Source organism: Cupriavidus sp. Met-2 (genome assembly GCF_049843575.1).
Classification (GTDB): domain Bacteria; phylum Pseudomonadota; class Gammaproteobacteria; order Burkholderiales; family Burkholderiaceae; genus Cupriavidus; species Cupriavidus metallidurans.
In genome coordinates this window covers 424,691-448,633 of the sequence record NZ_JBBHZL010000004.1, presented here as the reverse complement: position 1 = coordinate 448,633, position 23,943 = coordinate 424,691, and the positions used below count along the sequence as shown (strand labels likewise).

Below are 23,943 nucleotides of genomic sequence, written 5' to 3'. Positions count from 1 at the left end.
GGCACTGTCCTGCTTCGAGGACGGGAAGAAGCGCCATGCCCGGAAATATAGATTCCAGGTAGGCGAATGCAGGGGATGTAGGCACGGACTTTTCCTTCCACCAGCCCGGTGCAACCGGGCCGGGCCCACGGGCCCTTGGCGAGGAAAAGTCGGGGATTTCAGAAAGCGGTCATCGGAAGCGGGAAGACTTGGTCCGTGGCCCTTTTCTTCCCCTACTGTCGTCGAAGGACGGCAGCTCCTACTACATCGCTCATAAAGGTCAGCCGCATCTCCGCTCGGCGAGGGAGTCAACCCGACGTTGACTATCGCTCAGCAGTTCCCTGCAGTTAATCTGGCTCCCTGCAGGATAGAGGAGTGTGACGTCCCCGCAGCCGCAGGAAAAGTATCGCAAAAGAGACTGCACAAGTCAAACGGCAGCGGTGGGAAAAACTGGGAAAAAATGCCGCGAAATTTGAGGTATTCAGCAGTACCCGGAAGTATCAGAAAGTGATGTAACACTTTGATTTTCCGATGGTGCCCGGGGTCGGACTCGAACCGACACGCCTTGCGGCGGGGGATTTTGAGTCCCCTGCGTCTACCTGTTTCACCACCCGGGCTGGGTATCTGGCGACGGGCGAGAATGCCTGTCGCACTGCGATGAATCGCGGATTATGCCGGAAATCGCCCAGTCGGACAACCCGGGGTGGGTTTGGTGTCAGCGTCCGCGCCGGGCGTTGGTGGCGCGGTTGCGGTCGTAGAAGCCGGGCGGCTTGCGGGCGATCCAGCAGATGAAATCGGCGATGGCTGGGTGGGCGCGCAGCGCGTTCCAGTCGTGATAGGTCGTGGCCAGTTCCGCCTCGGTGAAGACCGAGTGGACTTTCTGGTGGCAGACGCGGTGCATTGGCACGACTGCCCGGCCGCCGTGGCTGCGTGGCACAGGGTGGTGCAGGTCAGTTGTGGCGTCGTCCAGCAACCTGCGGCCGCATAGCGGGCAGAGCGATCCGGTTGCTGTTGGCGCTTCGGGGGGCGGGCCGAGTTGGCCATCGCGGCCTTCTCGCAGACGGCGCTTGACGACCATTGGTATTCCTGTGGAGTCAGGGAGGGGCGGCAGTTGCGGTAGGATAGCGCGCAACCGCGCCTTGCGGTGCCCCCCGAGATGCCACTGGAGCCGAGTGCCATGTCAGTCCAGCCGCCCCTGGATGTTGCCCCTGCCGCCACGTTTGCCGCATTGGCTGAACTCCCTTCGCAGGACCCCGCGTTTTACGCGCAGCAGTACAACAATCGCGCGAACGTGCCCGAGAATCCCGTACACATGGCGCGCTGGGCGGCGGATTCGGCGCTGGCGCGGGCCGGTGCGATCGAGTACTTCGAGGATCTGTCCTACGGAGAGGCGGATTCGTCACTGGTCGCCACCGAGACATACGACTATTTCCCGGCTATGCACGTGCCGGATGGCACGCGTCCGCCATTGCTGGTATTCCTGCACGGCGGCTACTACCGGGCGCTGGACAAGCGCGATCACAGTTTCGTGGCCAGCGTGCCGACTCGGCGCGGTGTGTCGGTGGCGGTTGTCAACTACGCGCTGTGCCCGGACGTGACCGTTGAAACGATTGTGCGTCAGGCACTGGAAGCAGTGGCATGGCTGTATCGCCAGGCTGATGCGCTGGGCCATGACCCGGATCGCATCTTCCTGGCCGGACATTCGGTGGGTGGCCATCTGGTGACCATGCTGATGACGGCCCTGTGGCCGCAGGTCGGTGCCGATCTGCCGGCGGATCTGGTCAAGGGTGGCCTGTCGATCAGCGGTTTGTATGATCTGGAGCCGCTGCGTCGCACCGCGTTCCTTCAGGCCGATCTGAAGCTTACGGAGTTGGACGTCGCGCGCATGTCGCCGGCCTTCATGCCGCCGGCCACGCGCGCGCCACTGATCACGGCGGTGGGCGAACTGGAATCGAGCGAGTATCACCGCCACAACGCGCTGATTCACGCGGCATGGCCCGACAATGTGCGTGAGCAGATCGCGCTGCCGGGCCGCCATCATTTCAATGCGATGGATGACCTGATGCGCGACGACAGTCCGTTGATGCGCGCGCTGCTGGGGATGATCGCGGGGTTTTGAACGGCTGGATGGGGCCGAGGGCGAGCGGACGCCAGTCGCTCCCCCACAGGGTGACTTTCGTCAGCCCTTCAGCTCCAGCACCTTCAGCAGCGACGACGTATCGTCCTTGCCCCAGCCCTGATCCATCAACTCGCCGAGTTGCGCTGACGTGGCGCGCATCGCCGGCAACTCAAGCCCAATCTCGGTGGCGATGTCCGCCGCGAGTCCGAAATCCTTGGCGTGGAGCCGCGACTCTATGCCAGCGGAGAAATCGCGCGTCACCATCTTCGGGCCGAGCATGTCGAGCATACGGCTGCCGGCCATGCCGGTGGACATTGCCTGGAACACCTTGGCAGTGTCCACGCCCTGCGCGCCGGCAAAGCGCATGGCTTCGGCGATGCCTTCGATATTGACCACCTGAGCGATCTGGTTGCACAGCTTGGCCACCTGGCCTGCGCCGCTGTCGCCAATGTGCGTGATGGTCTTGCCGAGCTGCTCCAGCAGCGGACGCACCTTTTCCAACACCTCGGCCTTGCCGCCGACCATGATCGTCAGCGTGGCGGCCTGCGCTCCCACCGTGCCGCCCGATACCGGACAGTCCAGCGCCTCGATGCCGCACGCTGCCAGCGCTTGCGCTATCTCGCGCGTGACGATCGGCGAGATGGTGCTGTGATCGACGCAGATCGTGCCTGGCGCGGCGCCTTCCACCACGCCGTTCCGGCCGAGCAGCACTTCGCGCACGTCCTCGGACGATGTCACGTTAGTGAAGACGACGGCCGCGCCTTGCGCGGCTTCCGCGGGCGTGAAGAACGGTTCCGCGCCCAACTGGCGCGCGGCATCGGCTGCTTCGGGTCGGCGCACGAAGGCGCGCACGGTATGGCCGGCGCGGATCAGGTGGCCCACCATCGGCGCGCCCATCGCGCCAAGGCCAATAAATGCTACGGTGGTCATGAATGCTTCCTAGAACTTGTCTTACTTGTCGCCTGCGTAGGCGAACTTGCCATTGCGCACCACGCCCATCACGCGGGCACGCTGGTCGAAACCTTGATGATCCTGCGCGCTCAGGTTGAGCACGCCATTGGGCACGGTCAGGTTGTGCGTCGATTCGATCGCGTCACGCAGCGCGGCGCGGAACGCTGGCGTGCCTGGCTGCGCGCCGCTCTTGAGCGCGCGTCGGCTGGCATCGTCGAGCAGCAGCCATGCGCCCCATGCATCGCCAGCAAACTGCGTCACCGTATCCGGGCCGTACTTCGCTTCATAGCGCGTGACGAAATCGAGCGCCACCTTCTTCACCGGATGGCTATCGGGCAACTGCCGCGCTACCACCACTGGCCCGGTCGGAAAGAGTGTGCCCTCGACGTCCTTGCCACCCACGCGCAGGAAGTCCCACGACGCAATGCCGTGGGTCTGGTAGATGCGGCCCTTGTAGCCGCGCTCGCCGAGTGTCTTCTGAGGCAGCACTGCCGGCGTGCCCGAGCCCGCAATCAGGATGGCATCCGGATTCGCCGACATCAGCTTCAGTATCTGCCCGGTCACCGACGTATCGGTGCGCCCGAAGCGCTCGTTGCCCACCACGCGCAGGCGACGGATCTCGGCCATCTTCGAAAACTCGCGCCACCAACTTTCGCCGTAGGCATCGTTGAAGCCGATGAAGCCCACCGTCTTCACGCCCTGGTTGGTCATGTGCTCGGTCAGGATCGTCGCCATCAGGGCGTCGTTCTGCGGCATCTTGAATGCCCAGCGGCGCCGTGCGTCGCCGGCCGGCTCGATGATTGAAGCCGAGGCGGCCAGCGCCACCATCGGCGTCCCGCTCTCGGCAATGGCGTCGAGCGCGGCAATCGCGTTTGGCGTGATGTTGGGGCCGACGATCACATCGACCTTGTCCTCGGCGATGAGCTTGCGCACGTTGCGCACGGCAGCAGCCGGGTCAGTGGCGTCGTCGAGCACGATGTACTGCGCGCGCTGGCCGCCAAGCGTCTGCGGCCACATCTGCACCGTGTTGCGCGACGGGATGCCGATCGCGGCGGCGGGGCCTGTGGTCGACAGGTCGACGCCGACGCGGATATCGGCATGGGCCGACCCCGTGGCGACACCAAAAGACAACATGGACATCACTGGCAGCAGCAGCTTGCGCAGACGCATGGGCGAACTCCCGGACGAGACAGGATCGTGAAGAGGACGACTTCGGAGACGGCTTTGGGGACGGCTTCGGGGTCGACTATGTGGCTTACTTCGCAGCCAGTCGCCACAGCGACGTCATCTCGGCCTTGCGCGCGGCGAAGAGCGGGTCGTCGGCATCGGCGGCCTTCGGGTGGCGCGGGCGGATGTCAGAGCGGCCAAGCACCTTGAGCCCCGCCGCATCGATCCAGCCAAGCAGTTCGTCGCGCGTGCGCAGGCCCAGATGCTCGGCAAAGTCCGACAGGATCAGCCAGCCCTGGCCATCCGGCGTCAGATGCGCGGCCAAGCCGTTCAGGAAGCCGCGCAGCATCCGGCTGTCCGGGTCGAACACGGCGTGCTCGATCGGCGAACTCGGGCGTGCGGGTACCCACGGTGGATTGCAGACCACGAGCGGCGCGCGGCCTTCGGGGAACAGGTCGGCTTCGATGATCTCGACGTCGCCCGTCAGTCCAAGCCGCTCGATGTTGGCGCGGGCGTTGCCGAGCGCGCGGGCGTCCTGGTCGGTGCCTACCACGCGTTTCACGCCACGCTGGGCCAGCAGCGCCGCGAGCACGCCGGTGCCGGTGCCAATGTCGAACGCCAGGGTGCCCGATGGCAGCGGTTCTTTCGCCACGAGGTCGATGTACTCGCCGCGCACAGGCGAAAACACGCCGTACCACGGATGGATGCGCTCGCCGAGCGCCGGGATCTCGATGCCTTTCTTGCGCCATTCGAATGCGCCGATCAGGCCGAGCAGTTCACGCATCGACGCCACGTACGGCGTGTCGGATTGGCCGTAGACCTGCTCGCAGGCTTCATGCACATCGGGCGCGCGGCGCAGCGGCACCACGTGGCCGGCCTCGAACGGCAGCAGCAACATGCCCAGCGTGCGGGCCCGCTGCGACTGGGCGAGCCGGTGCTTGTGGAACGCCTCGGTGAGGCTGGCGGCCGGCTTTGGCGCCTTCTTCGGCTTGCGATCGACGCGCCGCGCCATCGCCTGCAGTAACTGGCGCGCATTCTGGAAGTCGCCGCGCCAGAGCAGGGCGGTGCCTTCACTGGCCAGACGGAACGCGGTATCGGCCGGCGTCTGGTCGTCGGCGATCACCACGCGTTTCGGCGGGGGCAGGCCGGCTTCGGAACGCCACATCGCGCTGCGCTCGGCGCCGTCTTCGGTCCAGTGGATCGTCGGGAGGGAATCAGTGACTGACATATATATAGGGCAGGGTGCTTCGAGCGATGCTCAGAGTTCGTAGGCTTCGTGGTCGCCCGACATCGCCTGTTCCACCAGCTTGCGGTTCAGGGTCGGCGAGAACAACTCGATGAATGTATAGACGAAGCTGCGTAGATAGGCCCCCTGCTTGACGGCCAGGTGGGTGACATTGGTGCCAAACAGGTGGCCGGCCGGAATGCCGCGCAGGTTGCGGTCACGTTCGGGGTCGTAGGCGAGGCCGGCCACGATGCCGACGCCCAGGCCAACCTCGACGTACGTCTTGATGACGTCGGCGTCGATGGCCTCCAGCACGATGTCCGGCTGGAGATGGCGCAACTCGAATGCCTTGTCGATCTTGGGCCGGCCAGCAAAGTTCACGTCATAGGTGATCAGCGGAAAGGTGGCCAGGTCTTCCAGCGTCAGGTGCTTTTTCTCCAGAAGCGGATGGTCAGGTGGCGTAATCACCATATGCTGCCACTGATACCCGGGCAGCGACACCAGGCTCTTGTCGCCCGAGATGCCCTCGGTGGCGATGCCCAGATCGGCCTGGTCATGCAAGATCATGTCGGCGATCTGCGCCGGATTGCCCTGCTGGATCGACAGCCGCACCTTCGGGTAGCGCTTGGTGAACTCGCTGATCACGCGCGGCAGCGCGTAACGGGCCTGGGTATGGGTGGTGGCGATGGTGAAGTTGCCCTGATCCTGTGCCGCGTAGTCCTTGCCCACGCGCTTCAGACTTTCCACTTCCTGCAGGATCTTCTCTACCGAGGTCAGGATGCGCCGCCCCGGTTCGGTCAGGCTGCGAATCCGTTTGCCGTGTCGTGTGAAGATATCGACACCTAGCTCCTCTTCCAGTTCGATAATCGCCTTGGAAACGCCGGGTTGTGACGTATAGAGCGCCTTTGCGGCCTCCGTCAAGTTGAAATTCTGACGGACAGCCTCACGCACAAAGCGGAATTGATGAAGGTTCATATAACTGCGTCCGTATAAACAAACAACTTCTTATTAGTTTGAGGTATGAGGCGAGTTTATTACGATTCTCGAACTTTGTTAAACGTTCGGCCTGCCCGTATTGCGTCCAGCCCCCAGCCTGTATAGGTGACGCGGACGAGGGGAAAGCCGGGCAACTCGAGAATCCCCCCCGATGTCCCTTGCCTATACCGTTTCCGGTCTGCTGGTAGGTCTCCTGGTCGGTCTGACCGGAGTCGGCGGGGGTTCGCTCATGACGCCGCTGCTGACGCTGCTGTTCGGCTTCTCGCCGGCCACTGCGGTGGGCACCGACCTGGCGTTTGCCTCGATTACCAAGGGCTTCGGCACGCTGGCCCACCGCGCGCACGGCCATGTGCAGTGGCAGGTGGTGCGCCGCCTGTGCATGGGCAGCCTGCCGGCCGCCGTGGCCGCCATCCTCGTGCTCAAGAGCGCGGGTGAACTCAATGCGCAGTGGCTCCACGCGATCCGCGTGACGATCGGTGTGTCGGTCCTGCTGACCGTGCTGTCGCTGCTGTTCCGCAAACAGATGCTGGCCTGGCTGGCGCGTAACCCGCGCTTCCAGCTCGAAGGCCGCAAGCAGGTGGTGGCCACCGTGTTGGTGGGCGCCGTGATCGGCGTGCTGGTGACGGTGTCGTCGATCGGTGCCGGCGCCGTGGGCGCGACCCTGATCCTGCTGCTGTATCCCCATATGAAACCGGCCGAAGTGGCCGGTACCGATATCGCCTACGCCGTGCCGCTCACGGCCGTGGCAGGGCTGGGCCACGTGTGGCTCGGCACGGTCGACTGGAATTTGTTGCTGGCGCTGCTGGTGGGCTCGATCCCCGGCATCTGGCTCGGTGCGCAACTGTCGCGGGCACTGCCCGAGCGGATCGTGCGCGCCGCACTTGCCACGACGCTGACGCTCGTGGCCATCAAGCTCGTTTCATGAGACCGGTTATGAATGATTCAGGCGTCGTTACACGGCCTTGCCAGAACCGCTTCGCTTCATTCCTGACCAGCCTCCCTAAAGTTACCGAATACTGAACGGACCCACACCATGTATCAGTACGATCAATATGACCAGCGTATCGTCCAGGAGCGCGTTGCCCAGTTCCGTGACCAGGTGCGTCGCCGCCTGTCCGATGAGCTGACCGAGGAAGAATTCCTGCCGCTGCGCCTGCAGAACGGCCTGTACATGCAGCGTCACGCCTACATGCTGCGCGTGGCGATTCCGTACGGCCTGCTGGCCTCGAAGCAGATGCGCATGCTGGCCCATATCGCCCGCACCTACGACCGCGACTACGGCCATTTCTCCACGCGCCAGAACATCCAGTACAACTGGATGGATCTGGAGCGCGTGCCCGACGTGCTGGACGACCTCGCCAGCGTCGAAATGCACGGCATCCAGACCTCCGGCAACTGCGTGCGCAACATCACCACCGACCAGTTCGCCGGCGTGGCGCCGGACGAGACGGTGGACCCGCGCGTGCTGGCCGAACTGCTGCGCCAGTGGAGCACGTTCCAGCCCGAATTCGCGTTCCTGCCGCGCAAGTTCAAGATCGCCATCTCGTCGTCGGCCGATGACCGCGCCGTGGTGCAGATGCACGATATCGGCATCTATGCGTACAAGAACGCCGCTGGCGAGACGCGCCTGCGCATCCTTGCTGGTGGAGGTCTGGGCCGCACGCCGATTCTGGGCACGATCATCAAGGAAGATCTGCCGTGGCAGCACATGCTGACCTATGTGGAGTCCGCGATCCGCGTGTACAACCGCTACGGCCGCCGCGACAACAAGTACAAGGCCCGCATCAAGATCCTGGTGAAGGCCATCGGTGCCGAGAAGTTCGCCGCCGAAGTGGAAGAAGAGTGGAAGTTCAGCAAGGACGGCCCGGGCACGCTGACGCAGGCCGAGTTCGATCGCGTGGCGCAGTACTTCCAGCCGCCCGCCTACGAAAAGCTGCCCGACACCGACGCATCGTTCGAAAAGCACCTGCTCGAGAACAAGGCGTTCGCACGCTGGGTCAACCGCAACGTGCACGCGCACAAGGTGCCGGGCTATGCATCCGTGACGCTGTCGACCAAGCCGGGTCCGGTGTCGCCCCCGGGCGATGCCACGTCCGCGCAAATGGACACGGTTGCCGATTTCGCTGATCGCTATGGCTATGGCGAACTGCGCGTGGCGCATGAGCAGAACCTGGTGCTGCCCGATGTGAAGAAGCGTGACCTGTTCGCGCTGTGGGAAGACGCGAAGAAGGCCGGTCTGGCCACGGCCAACATCGGCCTGCTGACCGACATCATCGCCTGCCCGGGCGGCGACTTCTGCTCGCTGGCTAACGCCAAGTCGATTCCGATCGCGCTGGCGATCCAGGAGCGCTTCGACAACCTCGACTACGTCTACGACCTCGGCGACATCTCGCTGAACATCTCGGGTTGCATCAACGCCTGCGGCCACCACCACGTCGGCAACATCGGCGTGCTGGGCGTCGACAAGGATGGCGCCGAGTGGTACCAGGTCACGATCGGCGGCGCCCAGGGCAATGACACGGCGCTGGGCAAGGTGATCGGCCCGTCGTTCAGCGCCCACGAGATGCCCGATGTGGTGTCGCGCATCATCGAGACATTCGTGGCCAACCGTGTTGGCGACGAGCGCTTTATCGAAACCGTTGGCCGGATTGGCATCGCGCCGTTCAAGGAACGGGTGTACGCGGACAAGCAGCGCGAAGAGCGCGCCGAAGCCTGACGAACGGAGTTACCGAACATGGCAAAGATCATTCAACTGCAACGCGACGCCGCCGAATTCCGTCCTGTCATCGTCGACGATAGCTGGACCGTGCTGCGTGCCACCGAAACCGAACCGCTCGACGAGGCAAAGATCGCTGCCGTCGCGCAAGGCACCGACGCCGTGCTGTTCCCGCTGTCAGTGTGGAAGGCGAACGAAGCCCTGCTGGCTGGCCGCGACAAGGCCATCACCGGCGTGTGGCTGGCGCCGGAAGACGAGCCGGGCGACGCCGAAGCGCTGTTCGATCGCGTATCGGTCGTGGCCGTGGACTTCCCGGTGTTCCGCGATGGCCGCGGTTTCTCGTCGGCCTATCTGCTGCGCACGCGCTACCACTGGGCAGGCCAGCTGCGCGCGATCGGCGACGTGCTGCGCGATCAGCTCAACTTCATGAAGCGCTGCGGCTTCGACACTTTCGCGGTGCGCGCCGACAAGAACATCGACGACGCGCTGAAGGGCTTCACCGAGTTCACGGTGGCCTACCAGGCTTCGGTGGACGAGCCGCTGCCGCTGTTCCGCCGCGCACGTGCCGACGTGACCGCCCGGGGCGTGGCATGAGCTCCGTGATCTCCGAGATCCCAGTCGTCGACGGTTCGGTGTCGTCGCTGCGCCCCCCAGCGCTGTGGACGAAGCCGGCGTACGCCGGCACGATCGAGGCGCTCGAAGTGAAGGAACGTGAACTGGCCGAACGCCTGTCCGGCATCGCGGCACGTTTCTTCCGCGCGCGCTTCGCCACGAGCCTGGCCGCCGAAGACATGGTGCTGACCGACGCGATCCTGCGCGGCAGCCCGGCCGTGCGCGCCGGCATCCGCGTGTTCACGCTGAACACCGGCCGCCTGCACGCCGAAACGCTTGCTGTGCTGGACAAGGTCGAGACGCACTACGGCTACACGATCGAGCAGTTCACGCCCGACCAGGAAGCAGTGGAGAACTACCTGAAGAAGAACGGCCTGAATGCCTTCTACGACAGCGTGGACCTGCGCAAGAGCTGCTGCGGCATCCGCAAGGTGGAACCGCTCAATCGCGCGCTTTCGCACGCCGATGCGTGGATGACGGGCCAGCGCCGCGAGCAGGCCGTGACGCGCGCCGAACTGCCGTTCGAGGAAACGGACGAGTCGCGCGGCATTCCCAAGTTCAATCCGCTGGCCGACTGGACCGAGGCCGAAGTGTGGGCGTACCTGTCGCGCCACAACGTCCCGGTCAACGCGCTGCACGAGAAGGGCTATCCGAGCATCGGTTGCGAGCCCTGTACGCGGGCGGTGAAGGCCGGCGAGGACGTACGCGCCGGACGGTGGTGGTGGGAGAGCAAGGACTCGAAAGAGTGCGGGCTCCACGAACAGAACATCAAGCACTGAACAGAATATTTGAGGCCGAGAACGACATGGGCATCATGAACGACATCGCAAGCGCAGGCATCCCCGCCAACGTGGAACACCTGCTGCAGGTCCAGAACGACCACCTCGACCGGCTCGAAGCCGAATCGATCTACATCATCCGCGAGGTGGTGGCCGAGTGCCGCAACCCGGCGCTGCTGTTCTCCGGCGGCAAGGATTCGATTGTCATGCTGCATCTGGCGCTCAAGGCCTTCCGCCTGGGCGACCGCAAGGTGGAGCTGCCGTTCCCGCTGGTCCACATCGACACCGGCCACAACTATCCGGAAGTGATCCAGTTCCGCGACCAGCGTGTGGGCGAACTGGGCGCGCGCCTGGTGGTGGGCCATGTCGAGGATTCGATCAGGCGTGGCACCGTGCGCCTGCGCAAGGAAACCGATTCGCGCAACGCCGCACAGGCTGTGACGCTGCTGGAAACGATCGAGGCGCACAAGTTCGACGCGCTGATGGGCGGTGCCCGTCGCGATGAAGAAAAGGCTCGCGCCAAGGAGCGCATCTTCTCGTTCCGCGACGAGTTCGGCCAGTGGGACCCGAAGGCCCAACGCCCGGAACTGTGGAGCCTGTACAACGCCCGCATGGCCCAAGGCGAGCAGATGCGCGTGTTCCCGATCTCGAACTGGACCGAACTCGACGTGTGGCAGTACATCGCCCGCGAAAACCTGGCCCTGCCGCCGATCTACTACGCGCACGAGCGCGAAGTGGTGCGCAAGAACGGCCTGCTGGTGCCGGTGACGCCGATTACGCCGAAGCAGGATGGCGATGTGAGCGAAGTGCTGTCGGTCCGCTTCCGCACCGTGGGCGACATCAGCTGCACGTGCCCGGTGGCTAGCACCGCGGCCACGCCGGTGGAGATCATCGCGGAGACCGCGGTGACCGAGATCACCGAGCGCGGCGCCACCCGCATGGACGACCAGACGAGCGAAGCGTCGATGGAACGCCGGAAAAAAGAAGGCTACTTCTAAATCGACGCAGCAGAGGAATACGACAATGTCTCACCAATCCCAACATCAAGGCCTGCTGCGTTTCATCACCGCGGGCTCCGTGGACGACGGCAAGAGCACGCTGATCGGCCGTCTGTTGTTTGACAGCAAGGCAGTGCTGTCCGACCAGCTCACCGCGCTGGCCAACGCCAAGAACAAGCGCACCGCTGGCGAGCAGATCGACTTCTCGCTGCTGACCGACGGCCTCGAGGCCGAGCGAGAGCAGGGCATCACGATCGACGTGGCTTACCGCTATTTCTCGACCGCGCGCCGCAAGTTCATCATTGCCGATACGCCGGGCCACGAGCAGTACACGCGCAACATGGTGACGGGCGCCTCGACTGCGCACGCCGCCATCGTGCTGGTGGATGCCACGCGCGTCACGGTCAAGGACGGCCGCGCCGAGCTGCTGGCCCAGACCAAGCGTCACTCGGCAATCCTGAAGTTGCTGGAACTGCAGCACGTGATCGTCGCCGTGAACAAGATGGACCTGGTTGACTACAGCGAGCAGCGCTTCAACGAGATCCGCGCCGCCTACATCGAACTGGCCGCGCAACTGGGCCTGAAGGATGTGACCTACGTGCCGGTGTCGGCACTGCGTGGCGACAACATCGTCCATGCCAGCGACGCTATGCCGTGGTACCAGGGCGAGCCGCTGCTGCCGCTGCTGGAATCGCTGCCGGTGGAAGATGTGGCGCCGGTAGGCGATGCCGCGCTGCGCTTCCCGGTGCAACTGGTGGTTCGCCAGGACGGTTCCGCCGCCGACGACTTCCGTGGCTACGCTGGCCGTGTGGAAGCCGGCACGGTCCGCGTGGGCCAGAAGCTGCGCGTGCTGCCCGCCAATCGCGAAGCCGTGGTGGCCGAAGTGCTGACGCCGAATGGATCGGCCGATTCCGCCAGCGCCGGCGACACCGTCACGGTGCGTCTGGCCGAAGACGTTGATGTATCGCGTGGTGACATGTTCGTGTCGGCCGATACCGCCGCCGAATCGGCGAAGAAGCTGACTGCCGACCTGTGCTGGTTCGACGATGAGTCGCTGAATCCGTCGCGCAAGTACGTGCTCAAGCACACTACGGCCAGCGTGTTCGCGCGCGTGTCGGCGGTGGATCGCGTGCTGGATGTGCATACGCTGTCGCACGAAACCGGCCGCCATGAGATCAACCTGAACGACATCGGTTCGGTGCAGATCTCGCTGCAGAAGCCGATCGTCTGCGATACATACGGCGACAATCCGGCGACGGGCGCGTTCGTGCTGATCGACGAAGCCACCAACCACACGGTGGCGGCGGGCATGATCCGTGCGTATGCCTGATATCGTCTGAGTCGGGCATTTCATACAGCGAGGGTCAGGATGGACAGGCAGCACGGCAAGGCCACGGGCAAGGTGTACCTGATTGGTGCGGGTCCCGGCGCGGCCGATCTCATTACGGTGCGCGGCGCACGACTGTTGGGCGAGGCGCAGGTCGTGCTGCACGATGCACTCGTATCGCCCGAGATGCTGGCGTGGTGTCCGCAGGCCGAACTGGTCGAGGTGGGCAAGCGCTGCGGCCAGCGTTCCACGGCGCAACTCTTCATCAATCGCCAGATCGTCGATCTGGCCACGAAGTACGAGCGCGTGGTGCGGCTCAAGGGCGGCGACCCGATGCTGTTTGGCCGCGCCGACGAGGAGTTGCAGGCGCTGGAAGCGGCCGGTATCGAGTACGAGGTGGTGCCCGGCATCACCGCGGCGCTCGCGGCGGCCAGCGCGATCGGCCGGCCCTTGACCAAGCGTGGTGTATCGCGCAGCGTGGCGTTCGCTACCCAGGCCAAGGCGGCCGATGCCGTCGACGTGGAGGCCGATGTGAAGGCAGACACGATCATCTACTACATGGGCCGTGATCAGGCGGCGAACATTGCGACGCAGTTGATCGCTCGCGGCAAGCCGGCGTCGACACCCGCATGGGTAGTGGAAGCCGCTACGACGCCGCGCCAGCGCAGCCACCAGTTCACGCTGGGTCAGATGGCGGCAGGCGAGGCGGCACGCTGGATGGACCCGGTGCAGCCCAGCCTGCTGATGATCGGCGAGGCCCTGGGGAGCAGGGCGACGGAGTACGTGGAAGCCGAACGCGCCGCGTGATCGGTTTGCCCGGTGGAAAAAAGGCCAGAGATTGACTCTGGCCTTTTTGCATTTTGTGTCCCGGGCTAATGTCCAGAATCGGGGGCGGGAGCGGGAGAAAGGGTCAGCGCGCAATATGCCGCGATGGCATCGAGCACGCTGTCGACTTCGCCGACCGCATCCGAAGCGCGAATCTCCACCCCCGGATACTTCGCCCGGCACGCGTCGATCAGCAGCGGGAAATCGCGCCGCAGATGCCCACCCTGGCCGAAGAACACCGGCACGACCGTGATCGCGCCAACGCCAGCCGCCGCCAGCTCGTCGATGGCGTCCTCCAGCGACGGCGTCATCAGTTCCAGGAACGCCAGTCGAACCGCACAGTCCGGCAGCAACGCCACGAGCTTTTCGTGAAGCCGGTCGAACGGATCGCGCCAGCGCGCGTCGCGCGCGCCGTGCCCGAACAGGATGAGCCCTTGTCGCCCAGCGCCCATGATCAGTGGCGATCGACCCAGCGCAGCGCGCCGAGCGCAATCATCAGGTAGAGCGTGCCGGGCACCAGCGCGGAGACGATCGGCGGCCAGGTATGCAGCAGGCCCACGTGCGAGAACAGCGTGTTGGACAGGTGGAACGACAGGCCCAGCATGATGCCGCCGAACACCTTCACGCCCACCGCGCCCGCACGGGCATGGAGGTATGCGAACGGCAGCGCCAGCGCGACCATCACGAACAGCGTCAGCGGATACACCACCTTCTTCCAGAACGCGATTTCGTAGCGCTGCGTGTCCTGCTTGTTGTCGCGCAGGTGGCGGATGTAGCGGAACAGGTTGACCGTCGACATGTTCTCCGGCTGCACCAGCAGCACCGACAGGATCTGCGGCGTCAGCTCGGAGTGCATCAGGATGTTCGGGAACTGCACCTGCTCGCCGCGGAAGTCGGGTGCCAGCGCGTCACGATTGGCGGCCGGCTGGCCGTCACGCAGCTCGATGAAGCGCGTCTCGTTGACGTCGTTGAGCTGCCAAGACTGCCCGCCCTGGTACTTGCCTTCCTTGGCCACGCGGATCACGCGCAGGCGGTAGTCCTTGTCGAATTCGTAAATCGTGACGCCGGTAATCGACTGGTCGGGCCTCAGGCCTTGCACGTTCACGAAGCGGGTGATTTCTCCCGCGCCCTTCTCCTCGGGATCGCGATCGCGGTCCTTGACCCAGACGCCCGAGCGGAAGCCCGATGACACGGTGGCACCGATTGCCTCGAGCTTGATCTTCTGCGCGTACTGTTCGGCTGCCGGGCCGATGAACTCGCCGAAGATGAACGTGGCCAGCGCCAGCGGCACCGCCAGCTTGAACAGCGAGAACAGCGCCTGCCGCGTGTTCAGGCCGGCCACGCGGAAGATCGTGTACTCGGACTGGCTGGCAAGTTGCGAGAAGACGTAGATCGCGCTGATCAGCACCGCGATCGGCAGCACCTCGTAGATACGCGTCGGCGCCTCCAGCATGACGTGGAAGAACGCGATCAGCGACGTGTACTTGCCCTGGACGCTTTCCAGCTCGCTGAGCATGTCGAAGAACACGAACAGGGCCAGCACCGCGAACAGGATGAAGGCGAAAACCCCATAGATCAGGCGAGCGAAGTAGCGCTCGTAGACGCTCAGCACCCTCATGCGCGGCCCCCGGTGGTCTTGCGGCGCAGGCCGAAGACGGCACGCCAGCCTCCCAGGCTACGGTTGGCGCGGTAGCGGAACATCACCAGCGCGCACAGGAACACGGCCAGGTGGATCGGCCAGATGGCCATCCAGAACGACATCGCGCCGGAACGGACCCAGGCCTGCGCCAGGTTGATCAGGTTGCTGTAGGTCAGGTAGATCAGCACGGCAAAGACAAGCGGGGTGTACCGGCCCAGACGCGGATTCACGTAGGCCAGCGGGATCGCGATCATCACGAAGTTGAACGCCAGGATCGGCAGCGAGATCCGCCAGAGCAGTTCGCCCAGGTTCTCGCGGGTCGGGTCGCGGATCAGGTCGATCGTGTCGCGGCTCTTGGTCGGCAGGTCGGCGGCGGCATCCTGCGGCTTGTTGTCGACCTTGACCGCGTACTTGTCGAACTCGACGATCCGGTAATTGAGCTGGCCGGGAATACCGGCGTAGCGGCGGCCATGTTCCATGACCACCAGACGGTCGCCGTTGGGCATTGTCTCGAACTGGCCCTGATGCGCCAGCGCCACACCGATCTTGCCCGATTCGGCATTGGCCACGAAGACATTGCGCGCGTGCTTCATGTCGGCGTCGATGCCTTCGATAAACAGCACGTAGTTACCATTGGCCGGCTCGATGAAACGGCCCGAGGCAATCATCGAGAGCACGCCGCGCTGCTCGAAGCGGTCGCGAAACAGCGCGCTCTGCTGGTTGGCCCACGGCCACGCGAACAGGCCCAGCAGCAGCGCCATGACGAAGAACGGCGCGGCGAACTGCAGCACCGGCTTGATCAGATCGCGCAGGGAGACGCCGGACGAGAACCACACCACCATCTCGGAGTCCTTGTACCACCGGGTCAGGACGATCAGCGTCGAGATGAACAGCGTGGCCGACAGCAGGATCGACAGATAGCCGATCGTCGCCAGGCCGATGAGCATCAGCACGTCGTTGGGGCTGGCCTTGCCATTGGCGGCCATTCCCAGGATACGGATCACGAGCGACGTCAGCATGAACGTCAGCATCACCAGGAACACCGCACCGGCGGTGTAGGCGAGTTCGCGCCGCAGGGCTTGTTGGAAGATCATGCAAGACACGCTTCCGGCTGCCGGCCGGAGCGGGCGATGCGCCGGGGGCCGATGGACTGGCAGGACCGCGGGCTGTCAGCTTTCTGGATCGGCGGCGGCGGATCGCGGATGAAAATCGCGGATAATGGGGGTTTCTTTTCGACGAGCCCCTTGAAGGAAGCGCGATGGAATTTAGCACAAAAGCCCTGGATCTGAGCAAAGCCGGCCAAAATGGTTTCTTGGCCACGAAGACGGACTGTCTGGTGGTTGGCCTGTTCGAGGGCCAAAGTCTGGCCGGCGTGGCCAAGGCGCTGGACGTTGCCACCAAGGGGCTGGTGGCGCGTCTGGTCAAGCAAGGCGACTTCGAAGGCAAGCGCGGCACGCAACTGATGCTGCACGAGGTGGCCGGCGTTGGCGCCGCCCGCGTGCTGCTGGTGGGCCTGGGCAAGGAAGCCGATTTCAACGACAAGGCCTTTGCCGAAGCCGTGCGCACGGCCACGCGTGCCCTGGGCGGCACGCGCGCCGCCTCGGCGCTCTGGTGCCTGGTTCAGCAGCCACCGCAGCAGCGCGACGTGGCCTGGGCCATCATCACCACGATCACGCTGGTCCGGGAGGCCGGTTATCGCCTGCTGGAGCGCCATCCCGAGCTCAAGCGCGCGCCCCGGGGCGCCGGCGCCAACGAAAAGGCGTCGCTGCGCAAGATCGTGCTGGCCGTGGACGTGGGCGACGCCAAGGCCGCCTCGCAGGCCGCCGTGCGTGGCACTGCCATCGCCAACGGCATGGAACTGACCCGCGATCTGGGCAACCTGCCGTCCAACATCTGCACGCCGACCTATCTGGCCAATACCGCCCGTGGCATCGCCAAGCGCCACAAGCTCAAGGTGGAGATCCTGGGTCGCAAGCAGATCGAGGCGCTCAACATGGGCGCCTTCCTTGCCGTGACCAAGGGCAGCGTCGAGCCGCCGCAGTTCATCGTGCTGCGCTATGACGGCGCGAGCGCCAAGCAGGCGCCGGTGGTGCTGGTGGGCAAGGGCATCACGTTCGATACGGGTGGCATCTCGCTGAAGCCGGGCGAGGGCATGGACGAGATGAAGTACGACATGTGCGGCGCGGCATCGGTGCTGGGCACGATCCAGGCCGTGGCCGAAATGGGCCTGAAGCAGAACGTGATCGCCGTGGTGCCGACTTGCGAGAACATGCCGAGCGGCATCGCCACCAAGCCGGGCGACGTAGTGACCAGCATGTCCGGCCAGACCATCGAAATCCTCAATACCGATGCCGAAGGCCGCCTGATCCTGTGCGACGCGCTGACTTACGTGGAGCGCTTCAAGCCGGCCGCCGTGATCGACGTGGCCACGCTGACCGGTGCCTGCATCATCGCGCTCGGCCACGTCAACAGCGGCCTGTACGCCCGCAGTGACGCGCTGGCGGACCAGTTGCTGGGTGCCGGCCGCAAGGCCATGGATACGGCCTGGCGTCTGCCGCTGGACGATGACTACCAGGACCAGCTCAAGTCGAACTTTGCCGATATGGCCAATATCGGTGGCCGTCCGGCCGGCAGCGTGACCGCGGCCTGCTTCCTGGCGCGTTATACCGAGAAGTACGACTGGGCCCACCTCGACATCGCCGGCACAGCGTGGAAGAGCGGCGCGGCCAAGGGCGCCACGGGCCGTCCGGTGCCGTTGCTGACGCAGTTCCTGATGGACCGCGCGGCCTAATCGGGCGGATTTTAGGATCAGGTAAAGGTAGCCGGGATGACGCGCATCGACTTCCATAGCAATGTGCCGGACACGCTGACATATGTCTGCCGTCTGGTTCGCAAGGCCTATGGGGCAGGGCAGAAGGTGGTGGTGCACGGCGCGCCGCAGCAGCTGGCGCAGCTCGACGCGCGGCTGTGGTCGTTTTCGCCGCTCGACTTCCTGCCGCACTGCGGGGTCGACAGCCCGAATGCGGCGGTGACGCCGATCATCCTGGCCGCCGCGCTCGACGGCGTGCCGCACCATCAGTTGCTGGTGAACCTGGCGCCGGAGGCCCCGGCGCAGTTCGCCAGCTTCGAACGGTTGATTGAAGTGGTCGGCGCCACGCCTGAAGCCCGGGATTCTGGGCGGGAGCGGTATCGTTTCTATCGTGAGCGCGGCTATCCGCTCACGCACCATGACATTGGCCAGGCCAAGGGAGATGCGGCATGAGCGAACGCACGACTTCGCGGGTCATTCCGCGGCTGGATCCCAATGACAGCGTGCCGCTGCTGACCGAAGTGGTCGAGTTGCCGGACACCGTGTTCGATGCGCCGGCACCCGCACCCGCACCCGCGCCAGCCCAGGCCACGGTGATCGACACGGCGGACATGCCAGAATCTGGCGTGGTCACCGCGGTCGGCGATTTCGGATCGACGGGAGAGGACGCGCCGGCTGCGGCGTCCGACGTGGTGGACACGGCCCCGTTCATGCCGGGTGCTGACGACCTGCGTGCGGTGCGCACCGAGTTGCTGACGCGCGTGATGATGCGCTTCCGCACCGAGTGGCCGCAGGTGGTGGAAGCCCATACCGAAGCCACGCTGCAATCGAGGCTGGCGCCGCTGACGGCGCAACTGGCCAATGAACTGACCCAGGCGCTCGAGGCCCGGTTGGTGGAGTGGCTCGACGCGACGTTGGAGGAAATCGAGCGGGACCCGGGCGGGATGTAAGCCTGGGCCTTGCTACCGGCCCGCGCCGGTATCGGCACCCAAGCAATAAGGCCTGCGATGGACTCGCAGGCCTTTTGCATTGCAGGGGGCTACTTTCGCCGGATCAGTCCGTCACGGCGCCCTTGCTGGCCGTGGAGGCCAGCCTCGCGAACTTCGCCAGCACGCCGCGCGTGTAACGCGGAGCCGGCTGCTTCCAGGCAGCGCGGCGGCGGGCCAGCTCGTCGTCGGCCACATTCAGTTGCAGCAGCAGCTGGTGCGCGTCGATCGTGATCGAGTCGCCTTCCTGAACCAGTGCAATCGTACCGCCCACATGGGCTTCCGGCGCAACGTGGCCAACCACCATGCCCCAGGTGCCCCCCGAGAAGCGGCCGTCGGTGATGAAACCAACCGATTCGCCGAGACCCTTGCCGATGATCGCCGAAGTCGGCGCCAGCATTTCAGGCATGCCCGGGCCGCCCTTCGGGCCAAGGTAGCGCAGCACCAGGATGTCGCCAGCGTTGATCTTGTCCGCCAGGATCGCTTCCATGGCGCTCTGTTCGTCCTCGAACACGCGGGCCGGGCCGGTGATGACCGGGTTCTTCAGGCCGGTGATTTTGGCCACTGCGCCTTCCTCGGCGAGGTTGCCCTTCAGGATGGCCAGGTGGCCTTGCTTGTACAGGGCCTGCGAGATCGGCAGGATCACGTCCTGGTCGGTACGCGGCTCATTGGGAACGTGCTCGAGTTCCTCGGCCAGCGTGCGGCCCGTGATCGTCAGGCAGTCGCCATGCAGCAGACCGGCGTTCAGCAGGATCTTCATCACTTGCGGAATGCCACCGGCGCGGTGCAGGTCGGTGGCCACGTAGGCGCCCGACGGCTTCAGGTTGCAGATCACCGGCACGCGGCGGCGGATGCGCTCGAAATCGTCGATGGTCCATTCCACTTCGGCCGAGTGGGCGATGGCCAGGTAATGCAGTACCGCGTTGGTGGAACCGCCCGTGGCCATGATCAGCGTCACGGCGTTCTCGATCGATTTGCGCGTGATGATGTCGCGCGGCTTGATGTCCTTCTTGATGGCTTCCACAAGCACGCGGGCCGATTCGGCGGCGCTGTCCACCTTTTCCTGGTCCGGGTTGGCCATCGTCGACGAATACAGCAGCGACATGCCCAGCGCCTCGAACGACGAGCTCATTGTGTTGGCGGTGTACATGCCACCGCACGAGCCGGTGCTCGGGCAGGCGTTCTTCTCCACGCCCTCGAAGTCTTCCTCGCTCATGCGGCCGGCGGTGAATTCGCCCACGGCCTCGAACGACGACACGATGGTCAGGTCCTTGCCCTTCCAGTTACCCGGGCGGATGGTGCCGCCGTAGACGTAGATGCCCGGCACGTTGGTGCGCGCCAGTGCGATCATGCCGCCGGGCATGTTCTTGTCGCAGCCGCCGATCACGACCACGCCGTCCATCCACTGGCCCTGGGCAGCGGTTTCGATGCAGTCGGCAATGACTTCACGCGAGATTAGCGAGTACTTCATGCCCTCGGTGCCCATCGACATGCCGTCGGAGATCGTCGGCGTGCCGAAGATCTGCGGGTTGGCGTCCGAGGCCTTGATCGCATCCACGGCCGCGTCCGCCAGGCGCTGCAGGCCGGCGTTGCAGGGGGTGATCGTCGAGTGGCCGTTGGCGATACCCACCATCGGCTTGTCGAAGTCTTCCTTCTTGTAGCCGAGCGCGTAGTACATCGAACGGTTGGGGGAGCGCGCCACGCCTTGCGTGATGTGCTGGGAACGTTTGTTGTAAGCCATGGCGGGTGTCTCCGGGGGGGGGCTGGTGGCGGGGTGGCCGTGTTGTGGTCAGAAGAATGGCGCTTGCGTTTTATCGTGTCAAATATATGATTCGACCTTTATTGAGTCGATAAAAATATCAAACTACCCCGTGGACCTGCGCCAGCTACGTTATTTCGTCACAGTGGCCGAAGAGTTGCATTTCGGCCGCGCCGCGCGGCGGCTTGCCATGACACAGCCGCCGCTGTCGCAGCAGATCCAGGCACTGGAAGAGGAGATCGGCGTCCAGCTGTTCGTGCGCACGCGCCGCTCGGTAATGCTCACGCCGGCCGGCCAGCAATGGCTGCCGGAGGTGCGCCGCGTGCTGGCCGATGCGGCCGCGTTGCCCGGGCTGGCCCAGCGGCTCGCGCGGGGGGAGGTCGGCTCGCTGGCGCTGGCGTTCGTCAGCACGGCCGATTACGGCATCCTGCCCGACCTTCTGCGGCATTTCCGGGCCCGGCATCCGGAAGTCCAGCTACAACTGCGCGAGGCCACCAGCGACGTCCAGCTCGAGGCGCTGGTCGACGGGACGATCGACGCGGGACTGGTCATCCGGCCGCAACTGACCGTGATGCCGCACGGGCTCTCCTATTTGCCACTGGTACGCGAACCGCTCGTGCTGGCCGTGCCCGATGGCTGGCGTCCGGCGGGGCAGGTCGATGGAGCACCACCGCAGACCGTGGCCCTGCGCGATGCCGCGCACGAGCCGCTGATCATCTTCCCGCGCCGAAGCGCGCCAGCGTTTTATGACATCATTACGGGCTATTACGCGCGCGATGGGTTGACGCCGATGATTGCCCAGGAGGCGATACAGATGCAGACGATCGTCAGTCTGGTCTCCGCCGGCATGGGGGTGGCACTAGTGCCCGCATCGCTATGCAACCTGCGCCGGACTGGGGTGTCATATCTGGCGTTGCGCGATGCCGGGCCGGAAATCGAAACCGGTCTGGTCTGGCGTGAAGGCGCGGCTGGCGTGGCGCCTGTGCTGCGCTCTTTCATCGATATCGCCATGGACCTCGCCGGCGCCATCGGACTGACGCAAGACAATGGCATAAAGGCCTGACTCCGCTATTCCGCGCTGTCCAGAATACTTACCGATACTCACTCGATCCGACATGCTCGTTCATCCCCAATTCGACCCGGTCGCCATTCACCTCGGGCCGCTGGCCATTCGCTGGTACGGCCTGATGTACCTGGCCGGCTTCATCATGTTCCTGTGGTTCGGCCGACTGCGTATCCGCCAGCCACATATCGCGGCGCGTGGCTGGGTGGCGCGGGACCTCGACGACATGTTGTTCTATGGGGTACTCGGGGTCATTCTGGGCGGCCGCCTGGGCTACGTGCTGTTTTACAAGCCGGGTTACTACCTCACGCACCCGCTCGAGATCTTCAAGGTCTGGGAGGGTGGCATGGCGTTCCACGGCGGATTCCTCGGGGTGCTGATCGCGATGTGGGTGTTCGCGAAAGTGCGCCGTCGCCACTGGATGGAGGTGACCGACTTCATCGCGCCAATGATTCCGTGCGGACTCGCGGCCGGGCGGATCGGCAACTTTATCAATGGCGAGTTGTGGGGGCGTCCGACCGACCTGCCGTGGGGCATGATCTTCCCGCAGGCCGGCGACAACATCCCGCGCCATCCGTCGCAGCTTTACCAGTTCGCTGGCGAAGGCGTGGCGCTGTTCATCATCCTGTGGCTGTTCTCACGCAAGCCGCGGCCGATGGGCGCGGTATCGGGCGTGTTCCTGATCGGCTATGGCGCGTTCCGCTTCCTGGCCGAATTTGCCCGCGAACCGGATAACTTCCTGGGCCTGCTGGCGCTCAAGCTGTCGATGGGCCAGTGGCTGAGCCTGCCGATGATCGTGATTGGCGCCGTGATGGTGGTCTGGGCTTACCGTCGTGGCAATGGGGCGACGGCAGCAGCGCGCTGATCGTCAGGCCGTCAGGCTGACTCTCGGTTTGCATCCCTCTCCCTCATTGGGAGAGGGATGCAAGACAATCACTCCCCACCATTCCTGATGGCTTCGATCCGCTCCCGCGTCAGCGGGTGGGTCGAGAAGAAGCCGCTCTCCTCATCATCGGCAGCCTGCTTGCCGTCGCCCTTGCGGTGCGCATCCTCGAGTTGCTGTAGCGCATCGGCCAGCGCGGTCGCCGGTAGCCGGTTGTCCCGCAGGATTTTCACGGCATAGGCATCCGCCTCGCGTTCGTGCTCGCGCGAATAGCGCATCGACATCATCGCGGCGGGTACGGTGGCCAGCAGCGACGAAACATCGCCGACCATGTACGCCGCCAGCGCGCCGACCACCGATGCCTGGAATACCTGCTGCAGGCCGTGGCGCTCGGCCACGTGGCCGGCCTCGTGGGCCAGTACACCCATCATGCCCGCGCCCGTGCCAATCAGCTTGACCAGTTCGTCGGTAACGACGATCGTGCCGCCCGGTAGTGCCACGGCGTTGGCGCCAAGCCGCCCGCCCTTGCGGAACAGGATCTGATAGTGGTGGCCCGGATCGTCCGGGCGGCGCAGTGCGGCGAAGTTGTCGCGAATGCGTTGCTGGTCGGCCTGTGGCAATTTCGTAGGTTCCACCAGCCCCTGATCCAGGCTGTCGAGGGTGGCCTTTCCCAACTGAGCCTCGATCGACGGCGGCACCGATCGCGCCACCACCGTGGCCGTCCAAGGCAGCAGGTAGTAATACGAAAACACCACGAATACAACCAGCCCAAGTAGCGACAGCCCGGCCAGACGCCAGCTGTTCTGCGCACGCGAAACCAGGCCTTCGCGATGCCCGGTTGCCGCGAGCATCGCATCGAACGTGGCCTGGTCCGCGATCTCGCAATAGGCGCCATCGTCGAACGTGACAAGCCGTGGCGCGCGCTTGATGCGTTCCGACACGCGCAGTGATGCGAGTGGCGCTCGTCGCAACTCGACGCCATTCGCATCCTGCAGGATGGCTTCGCCGTCCGTGACGATCAGCACCACCGCGTGCGCGCGTGATGAGCGGGTGTCGAAGTATTGCGCGGCAACCATGACTGTTTTCGGGCGTGTCCGTTGGTGGTGTCTG

The 23,943-nt window shown here is 64.8% G+C and carries 23 protein-coding genes and 1 tRNA gene; 13 read left to right on the top strand and 11 right to left on the bottom strand.

Annotated elements, in window-relative coordinates; all coding sequences use genetic code 11:
* Positions 1-511: 511 nt before the first annotated feature.
* Positions 512-596, bottom strand: a tRNA-Leu gene (locus tag WD006_RS12585).
* Positions 597-694: 98 nt separating this feature from the next.
* Positions 695-1,057, bottom strand: coding sequence for an HNH endonuclease (locus tag WD006_RS12580; RefSeq protein WP_060784854.1), 363 nt, complete (start codon positions 1,055-1,057; stop codon positions 695-697).
* Positions 1,058-1,156: 99 nt separating this feature from the next.
* On the opposite strand from WD006_RS12580, the gene WD006_RS12575 reads away from it, so the two are divergent.
* Positions 1,157-2,098, top strand: coding sequence for an alpha/beta hydrolase (locus tag WD006_RS12575; protein WP_060784855.1), 942 nt, complete (start codon positions 1,157-1,159; stop codon positions 2,096-2,098).
* Positions 2,099-2,158: 60 nt separating this feature from the next.
* Here the strand turns inward: WD006_RS12575 and WD006_RS12570 are convergent, their stop codons facing one another.
* From WD006_RS12570 to WD006_RS12555, 4 genes are all read right to left on the bottom strand, one after another.
* Positions 2,159-3,028, bottom strand: a complete 870-nt coding sequence (locus tag WD006_RS12570; RefSeq protein ID WP_060784856.1) for an NAD(P)-dependent oxidoreductase — start codon at positions 3,026-3,028, stop codon at positions 2,159-2,161.
* Positions 3,029-3,049: 21 nt separating this feature from the next.
* Positions 3,050-4,219, bottom strand: coding sequence for an ABC transporter substrate-binding protein (locus WD006_RS12565; protein WP_011517386.1), 1,170 nt, complete (start codon positions 4,217-4,219; stop codon positions 3,050-3,052).
* An 85-nt stretch (positions 4,220-4,304) separates the two neighbouring features.
* A complete protein-coding gene (locus tag WD006_RS12560; RefSeq protein WP_011517385.1) occupies positions 4,305-5,444 on the bottom strand; it encodes a methyltransferase in 1,140 nt (379 codons plus the stop codon).
* A gap of 30 nt (positions 5,445-5,474) precedes the next feature.
* On the bottom strand, positions 5,475-6,416 hold the full coding sequence (locus tag WD006_RS12555; protein WP_011517384.1) for a CysB family HTH-type transcriptional regulator: 942 nt from the start codon (positions 6,414-6,416) through the stop codon (positions 5,475-5,477).
* A gap of 172 nt (positions 6,417-6,588) precedes the next feature.
* On the opposite strand from WD006_RS12555, the gene WD006_RS12550 reads away from it, so the two are divergent.
* The 7 genes from WD006_RS12550 to cobA all read left to right on the top strand — a co-directional run bounded on the left by WD006_RS12550 (position 6,589) and on the right by cobA (position 13,676).
* Complete coding sequence (locus WD006_RS12550) at positions 6,589-7,362, top strand: sulfite exporter TauE/SafE family protein (RefSeq protein ID WP_060784857.1); 774 nt, start codon at positions 6,589-6,591, stop codon at positions 7,360-7,362.
* Between the two features lie 108 nt (positions 7,363-7,470).
* Positions 7,471-9,153: a nitrite/sulfite reductase gene (locus WD006_RS12545; RefSeq protein ID WP_008644114.1), complete on the top strand. Its 1,683-nt coding sequence runs from the start codon at positions 7,471-7,473 to the stop codon at positions 9,151-9,153.
* 18 nt (positions 9,154-9,171) lie between these two features.
* Entirely contained in the window at positions 9,172-9,747 is a 576-nt protein-coding gene (locus WD006_RS12540; RefSeq protein WP_011517383.1) for a DUF934 domain-containing protein, read from the top strand.
* Positions 9,744-10,544, top strand: coding sequence for a phosphoadenylyl-sulfate reductase (locus WD006_RS12535; protein ID WP_011517382.1), 801 nt, complete (start codon positions 9,744-9,746; stop codon positions 10,542-10,544). The genes WD006_RS12540 and WD006_RS12535 overlap by 4 nt, the downstream gene beginning before the upstream one ends.
* A gap of 26 nt (positions 10,545-10,570) precedes the next feature.
* Positions 10,571-11,542, top strand: coding sequence for a sulfate adenylyltransferase subunit CysD (gene cysD, locus WD006_RS12530; protein ID WP_060784858.1), 972 nt, complete (start codon positions 10,571-10,573; stop codon positions 11,540-11,542).
* A gap of 25 nt (positions 11,543-11,567) precedes the next feature.
* Complete coding sequence (locus WD006_RS12525; protein WP_008644107.1) at positions 11,568-12,872, top strand: sulfate adenylyltransferase subunit 1; 1,305 nt, start codon at positions 11,568-11,570, stop codon at positions 12,870-12,872.
* Between the two features lie 39 nt (positions 12,873-12,911).
* Positions 12,912-13,676, top strand: coding sequence for a uroporphyrinogen-III C-methyltransferase (cobA, locus tag WD006_RS12520; RefSeq protein WP_035884708.1), 765 nt, complete (start codon positions 12,912-12,914; stop codon positions 13,674-13,676).
* A 65-nt stretch (positions 13,677-13,741) separates the two neighbouring features.
* On the opposite strand, the gene WD006_RS12515 is transcribed toward cobA, so the two are convergent.
* Genes WD006_RS12515 through lptF form a run of 3 tightly spaced genes read right to left on the bottom strand, consistent with a single transcriptional unit; the run spans position 13,742 to position 16,427 of the window.
* A complete protein-coding gene (locus WD006_RS12515) occupies positions 13,742-14,146 on the bottom strand; it encodes a sirohydrochlorin chelatase (protein WP_011517379.1) in 405 nt (134 codons plus the stop codon).
* Positions 14,147-14,148: 2 nt separating this feature from the next.
* Positions 14,149-15,312, bottom strand: a complete 1,164-nt coding sequence (gene lptG, locus WD006_RS12510) for an LPS export ABC transporter permease LptG (RefSeq protein ID WP_008644103.1) — start codon at positions 15,310-15,312, stop codon at positions 14,149-14,151.
* The gene (lptF, locus tag WD006_RS12505) at positions 15,309-16,427 is read right to left on the bottom strand and encodes an LPS export ABC transporter permease LptF (protein ID WP_011517377.1); all 1,119 of its coding nucleotides are present in this window, start codon (positions 16,425-16,427) and stop codon (positions 15,309-15,311) included. The genes lptG and lptF overlap by 4 nt, the downstream gene beginning before the upstream one ends.
* Before the next feature lie 164 nt (positions 16,428-16,591).
* Between lptF and WD006_RS12500 the strand changes: the two genes are divergently transcribed.
* The 3 genes from WD006_RS12500 to WD006_RS12490 are packed head-to-tail and all read left to right on the top strand — an operon-like array spanning position 16,592 to position 19,092.
* A complete protein-coding gene (locus WD006_RS12500; protein WP_011517376.1) occupies positions 16,592-18,124 on the top strand; it encodes a leucyl aminopeptidase in 1,533 nt (510 codons plus the stop codon).
* Between the two features lie 36 nt (positions 18,125-18,160).
* Positions 18,161-18,595: a DNA polymerase III subunit chi gene (locus WD006_RS12495; protein WP_011517375.1), complete on the top strand. Its 435-nt coding sequence runs from the start codon at positions 18,161-18,163 to the stop codon at positions 18,593-18,595.
* A complete protein-coding gene (locus WD006_RS12490; RefSeq protein WP_060784859.1) occupies positions 18,592-19,092 on the top strand; it encodes a hypothetical protein in 501 nt (166 codons plus the stop codon). Before WD006_RS12495 ends, WD006_RS12490 begins: the two co-directional genes overlap by 4 nt.
* A 103-nt stretch (positions 19,093-19,195) precedes the next feature.
* Here the strand turns inward: WD006_RS12490 and ilvD are convergent, their stop codons facing one another.
* Complete coding sequence (gene ilvD / locus WD006_RS12485; RefSeq protein WP_060784860.1) at positions 19,196-20,869, bottom strand: dihydroxy-acid dehydratase; 1,674 nt, start codon at positions 20,867-20,869, stop codon at positions 19,196-19,198.
* A 130-nt stretch (positions 20,870-20,999) separates the two neighbouring features.
* Here ilvD and WD006_RS12480 point away from each other — a divergent pair, with 130 nt between their 5' ends.
* Complete coding sequence (locus WD006_RS12480) at positions 21,000-21,950, top strand: LysR family transcriptional regulator (RefSeq protein WP_035884712.1); 951 nt, start codon at positions 21,000-21,002, stop codon at positions 21,948-21,950.
* Between the two features lie 52 nt (positions 21,951-22,002).
* Positions 22,003-22,815: a prolipoprotein diacylglyceryl transferase gene (lgt, locus tag WD006_RS12475; protein WP_011517371.1), complete on the top strand. Its 813-nt coding sequence runs from the start codon at positions 22,003-22,005 to the stop codon at positions 22,813-22,815.
* Positions 22,816-22,883: 68 nt separating this feature from the next.
* On the opposite strand, the gene WD006_RS12470 is transcribed toward lgt, so the two are convergent.
* Positions 22,884-23,909, bottom strand: a complete 1,026-nt coding sequence (locus tag WD006_RS12470; protein ID WP_011517370.1) for a M48 family metallopeptidase — start codon at positions 23,907-23,909, stop codon at positions 22,884-22,886.
* Positions 23,910-23,943: the final 34 nt, after the last annotated feature.

What these genes read in the sequence shown, in the direction of transcription:
- WD006_RS12575 (WP_060784855.1), top strand. Translation starts at nt 1,157, where the DNA reads ATGTCAGTCCAGCCGCCCCTGGATGTTGCCCCTGCCGCCACGTTTGCC.
- WD006_RS12500 (WP_011517376.1), top strand. Translation starts at nt 16,592, where the DNA reads ATGGAATTTAGCACAAAAGCCCTGGATCTGAGCAAAGCCGGCCAAAAT.
- WD006_RS12555 (WP_011517384.1), bottom strand. Translation starts at nt 6,416, where the DNA reads ATGAACCTTCATCAATTCCGCTTTGTGCGTGAGGCTGTCCGTCAGAAT.
- WD006_RS12495 (WP_011517375.1), top strand. Translation starts at nt 18,161, where the DNA reads ATGACGCGCATCGACTTCCATAGCAATGTGCCGGACACGCTGACATAT.
- cysD (WP_060784858.1), top strand. Translation starts at nt 10,571, where the DNA reads ATGGGCATCATGAACGACATCGCAAGCGCAGGCATCCCCGCCAACGTG.
- WD006_RS12550 (WP_060784857.1), top strand. Translation starts at nt 6,589, where the DNA reads ATGTCCCTTGCCTATACCGTTTCCGGTCTGCTGGTAGGTCTCCTGGTC.
- WD006_RS12570 (WP_060784856.1), bottom strand. Translation starts at nt 3,028, where the DNA reads ATGACCACCGTAGCATTTATTGGCCTTGGCGCGATGGGCGCGCCGATG.
- lgt (WP_011517371.1), top strand. Translation starts at nt 22,003, where the DNA reads ATGCTCGTTCATCCCCAATTCGACCCGGTCGCCATTCACCTCGGGCCG.
- WD006_RS12470 (WP_011517370.1), bottom strand. Translation starts at nt 23,909, where the DNA reads ATGGTTGCCGCGCAATACTTCGACACCCGCTCATCACGCGCGCACGCG.
- WD006_RS12525 (WP_008644107.1), top strand. Translation starts at nt 11,568, where the DNA reads ATGTCTCACCAATCCCAACATCAAGGCCTGCTGCGTTTCATCACCGCG.
- WD006_RS12540 (WP_011517383.1), top strand. Translation starts at nt 9,172, where the DNA reads ATGGCAAAGATCATTCAACTGCAACGCGACGCCGCCGAATTCCGTCCT.
- WD006_RS12565 (WP_011517386.1), bottom strand. Translation starts at nt 4,219, where the DNA reads ATGCGTCTGCGCAAGCTGCTGCTGCCAGTGATGTCCATGTTGTCTTTT.
- WD006_RS12580 (WP_060784854.1), bottom strand. Translation starts at nt 1,057, where the DNA reads ATGGTCGTCAAGCGCCGTCTGCGAGAAGGCCGCGATGGCCAACTCGGC.
- cobA (WP_035884708.1), top strand. Translation starts at nt 12,912, where the DNA reads ATGGACAGGCAGCACGGCAAGGCCACGGGCAAGGTGTACCTGATTGGT.
- lptF (WP_011517377.1), bottom strand. Translation starts at nt 16,427, where the DNA reads ATGATCTTCCAACAAGCCCTGCGGCGCGAACTCGCCTACACCGCCGGT.
- WD006_RS12545 (WP_008644114.1), top strand. Translation starts at nt 7,471, where the DNA reads ATGTATCAGTACGATCAATATGACCAGCGTATCGTCCAGGAGCGCGTT.
- WD006_RS12535 (WP_011517382.1), top strand. Translation starts at nt 9,744, where the DNA reads ATGAGCTCCGTGATCTCCGAGATCCCAGTCGTCGACGGTTCGGTGTCG.
- WD006_RS12515 (WP_011517379.1), bottom strand. Translation starts at nt 14,146, where the DNA reads ATGGGCGCTGGGCGACAAGGGCTCATCCTGTTCGGGCACGGCGCGCGC.
- WD006_RS12560 (WP_011517385.1), bottom strand. Translation starts at nt 5,444, where the DNA reads ATGTCAGTCACTGATTCCCTCCCGACGATCCACTGGACCGAAGACGGC.
- WD006_RS12490 (WP_060784859.1), top strand. Translation starts at nt 18,592, where the DNA reads ATGAGCGAACGCACGACTTCGCGGGTCATTCCGCGGCTGGATCCCAAT.
- ilvD (WP_060784860.1), bottom strand. Translation starts at nt 20,869, where the DNA reads ATGGCTTACAACAAACGTTCCCAGCACATCACGCAAGGCGTGGCGCGC.
- lptG (WP_008644103.1), bottom strand. Translation starts at nt 15,312, where the DNA reads ATGAGGGTGCTGAGCGTCTACGAGCGCTACTTCGCTCGCCTGATCTAT.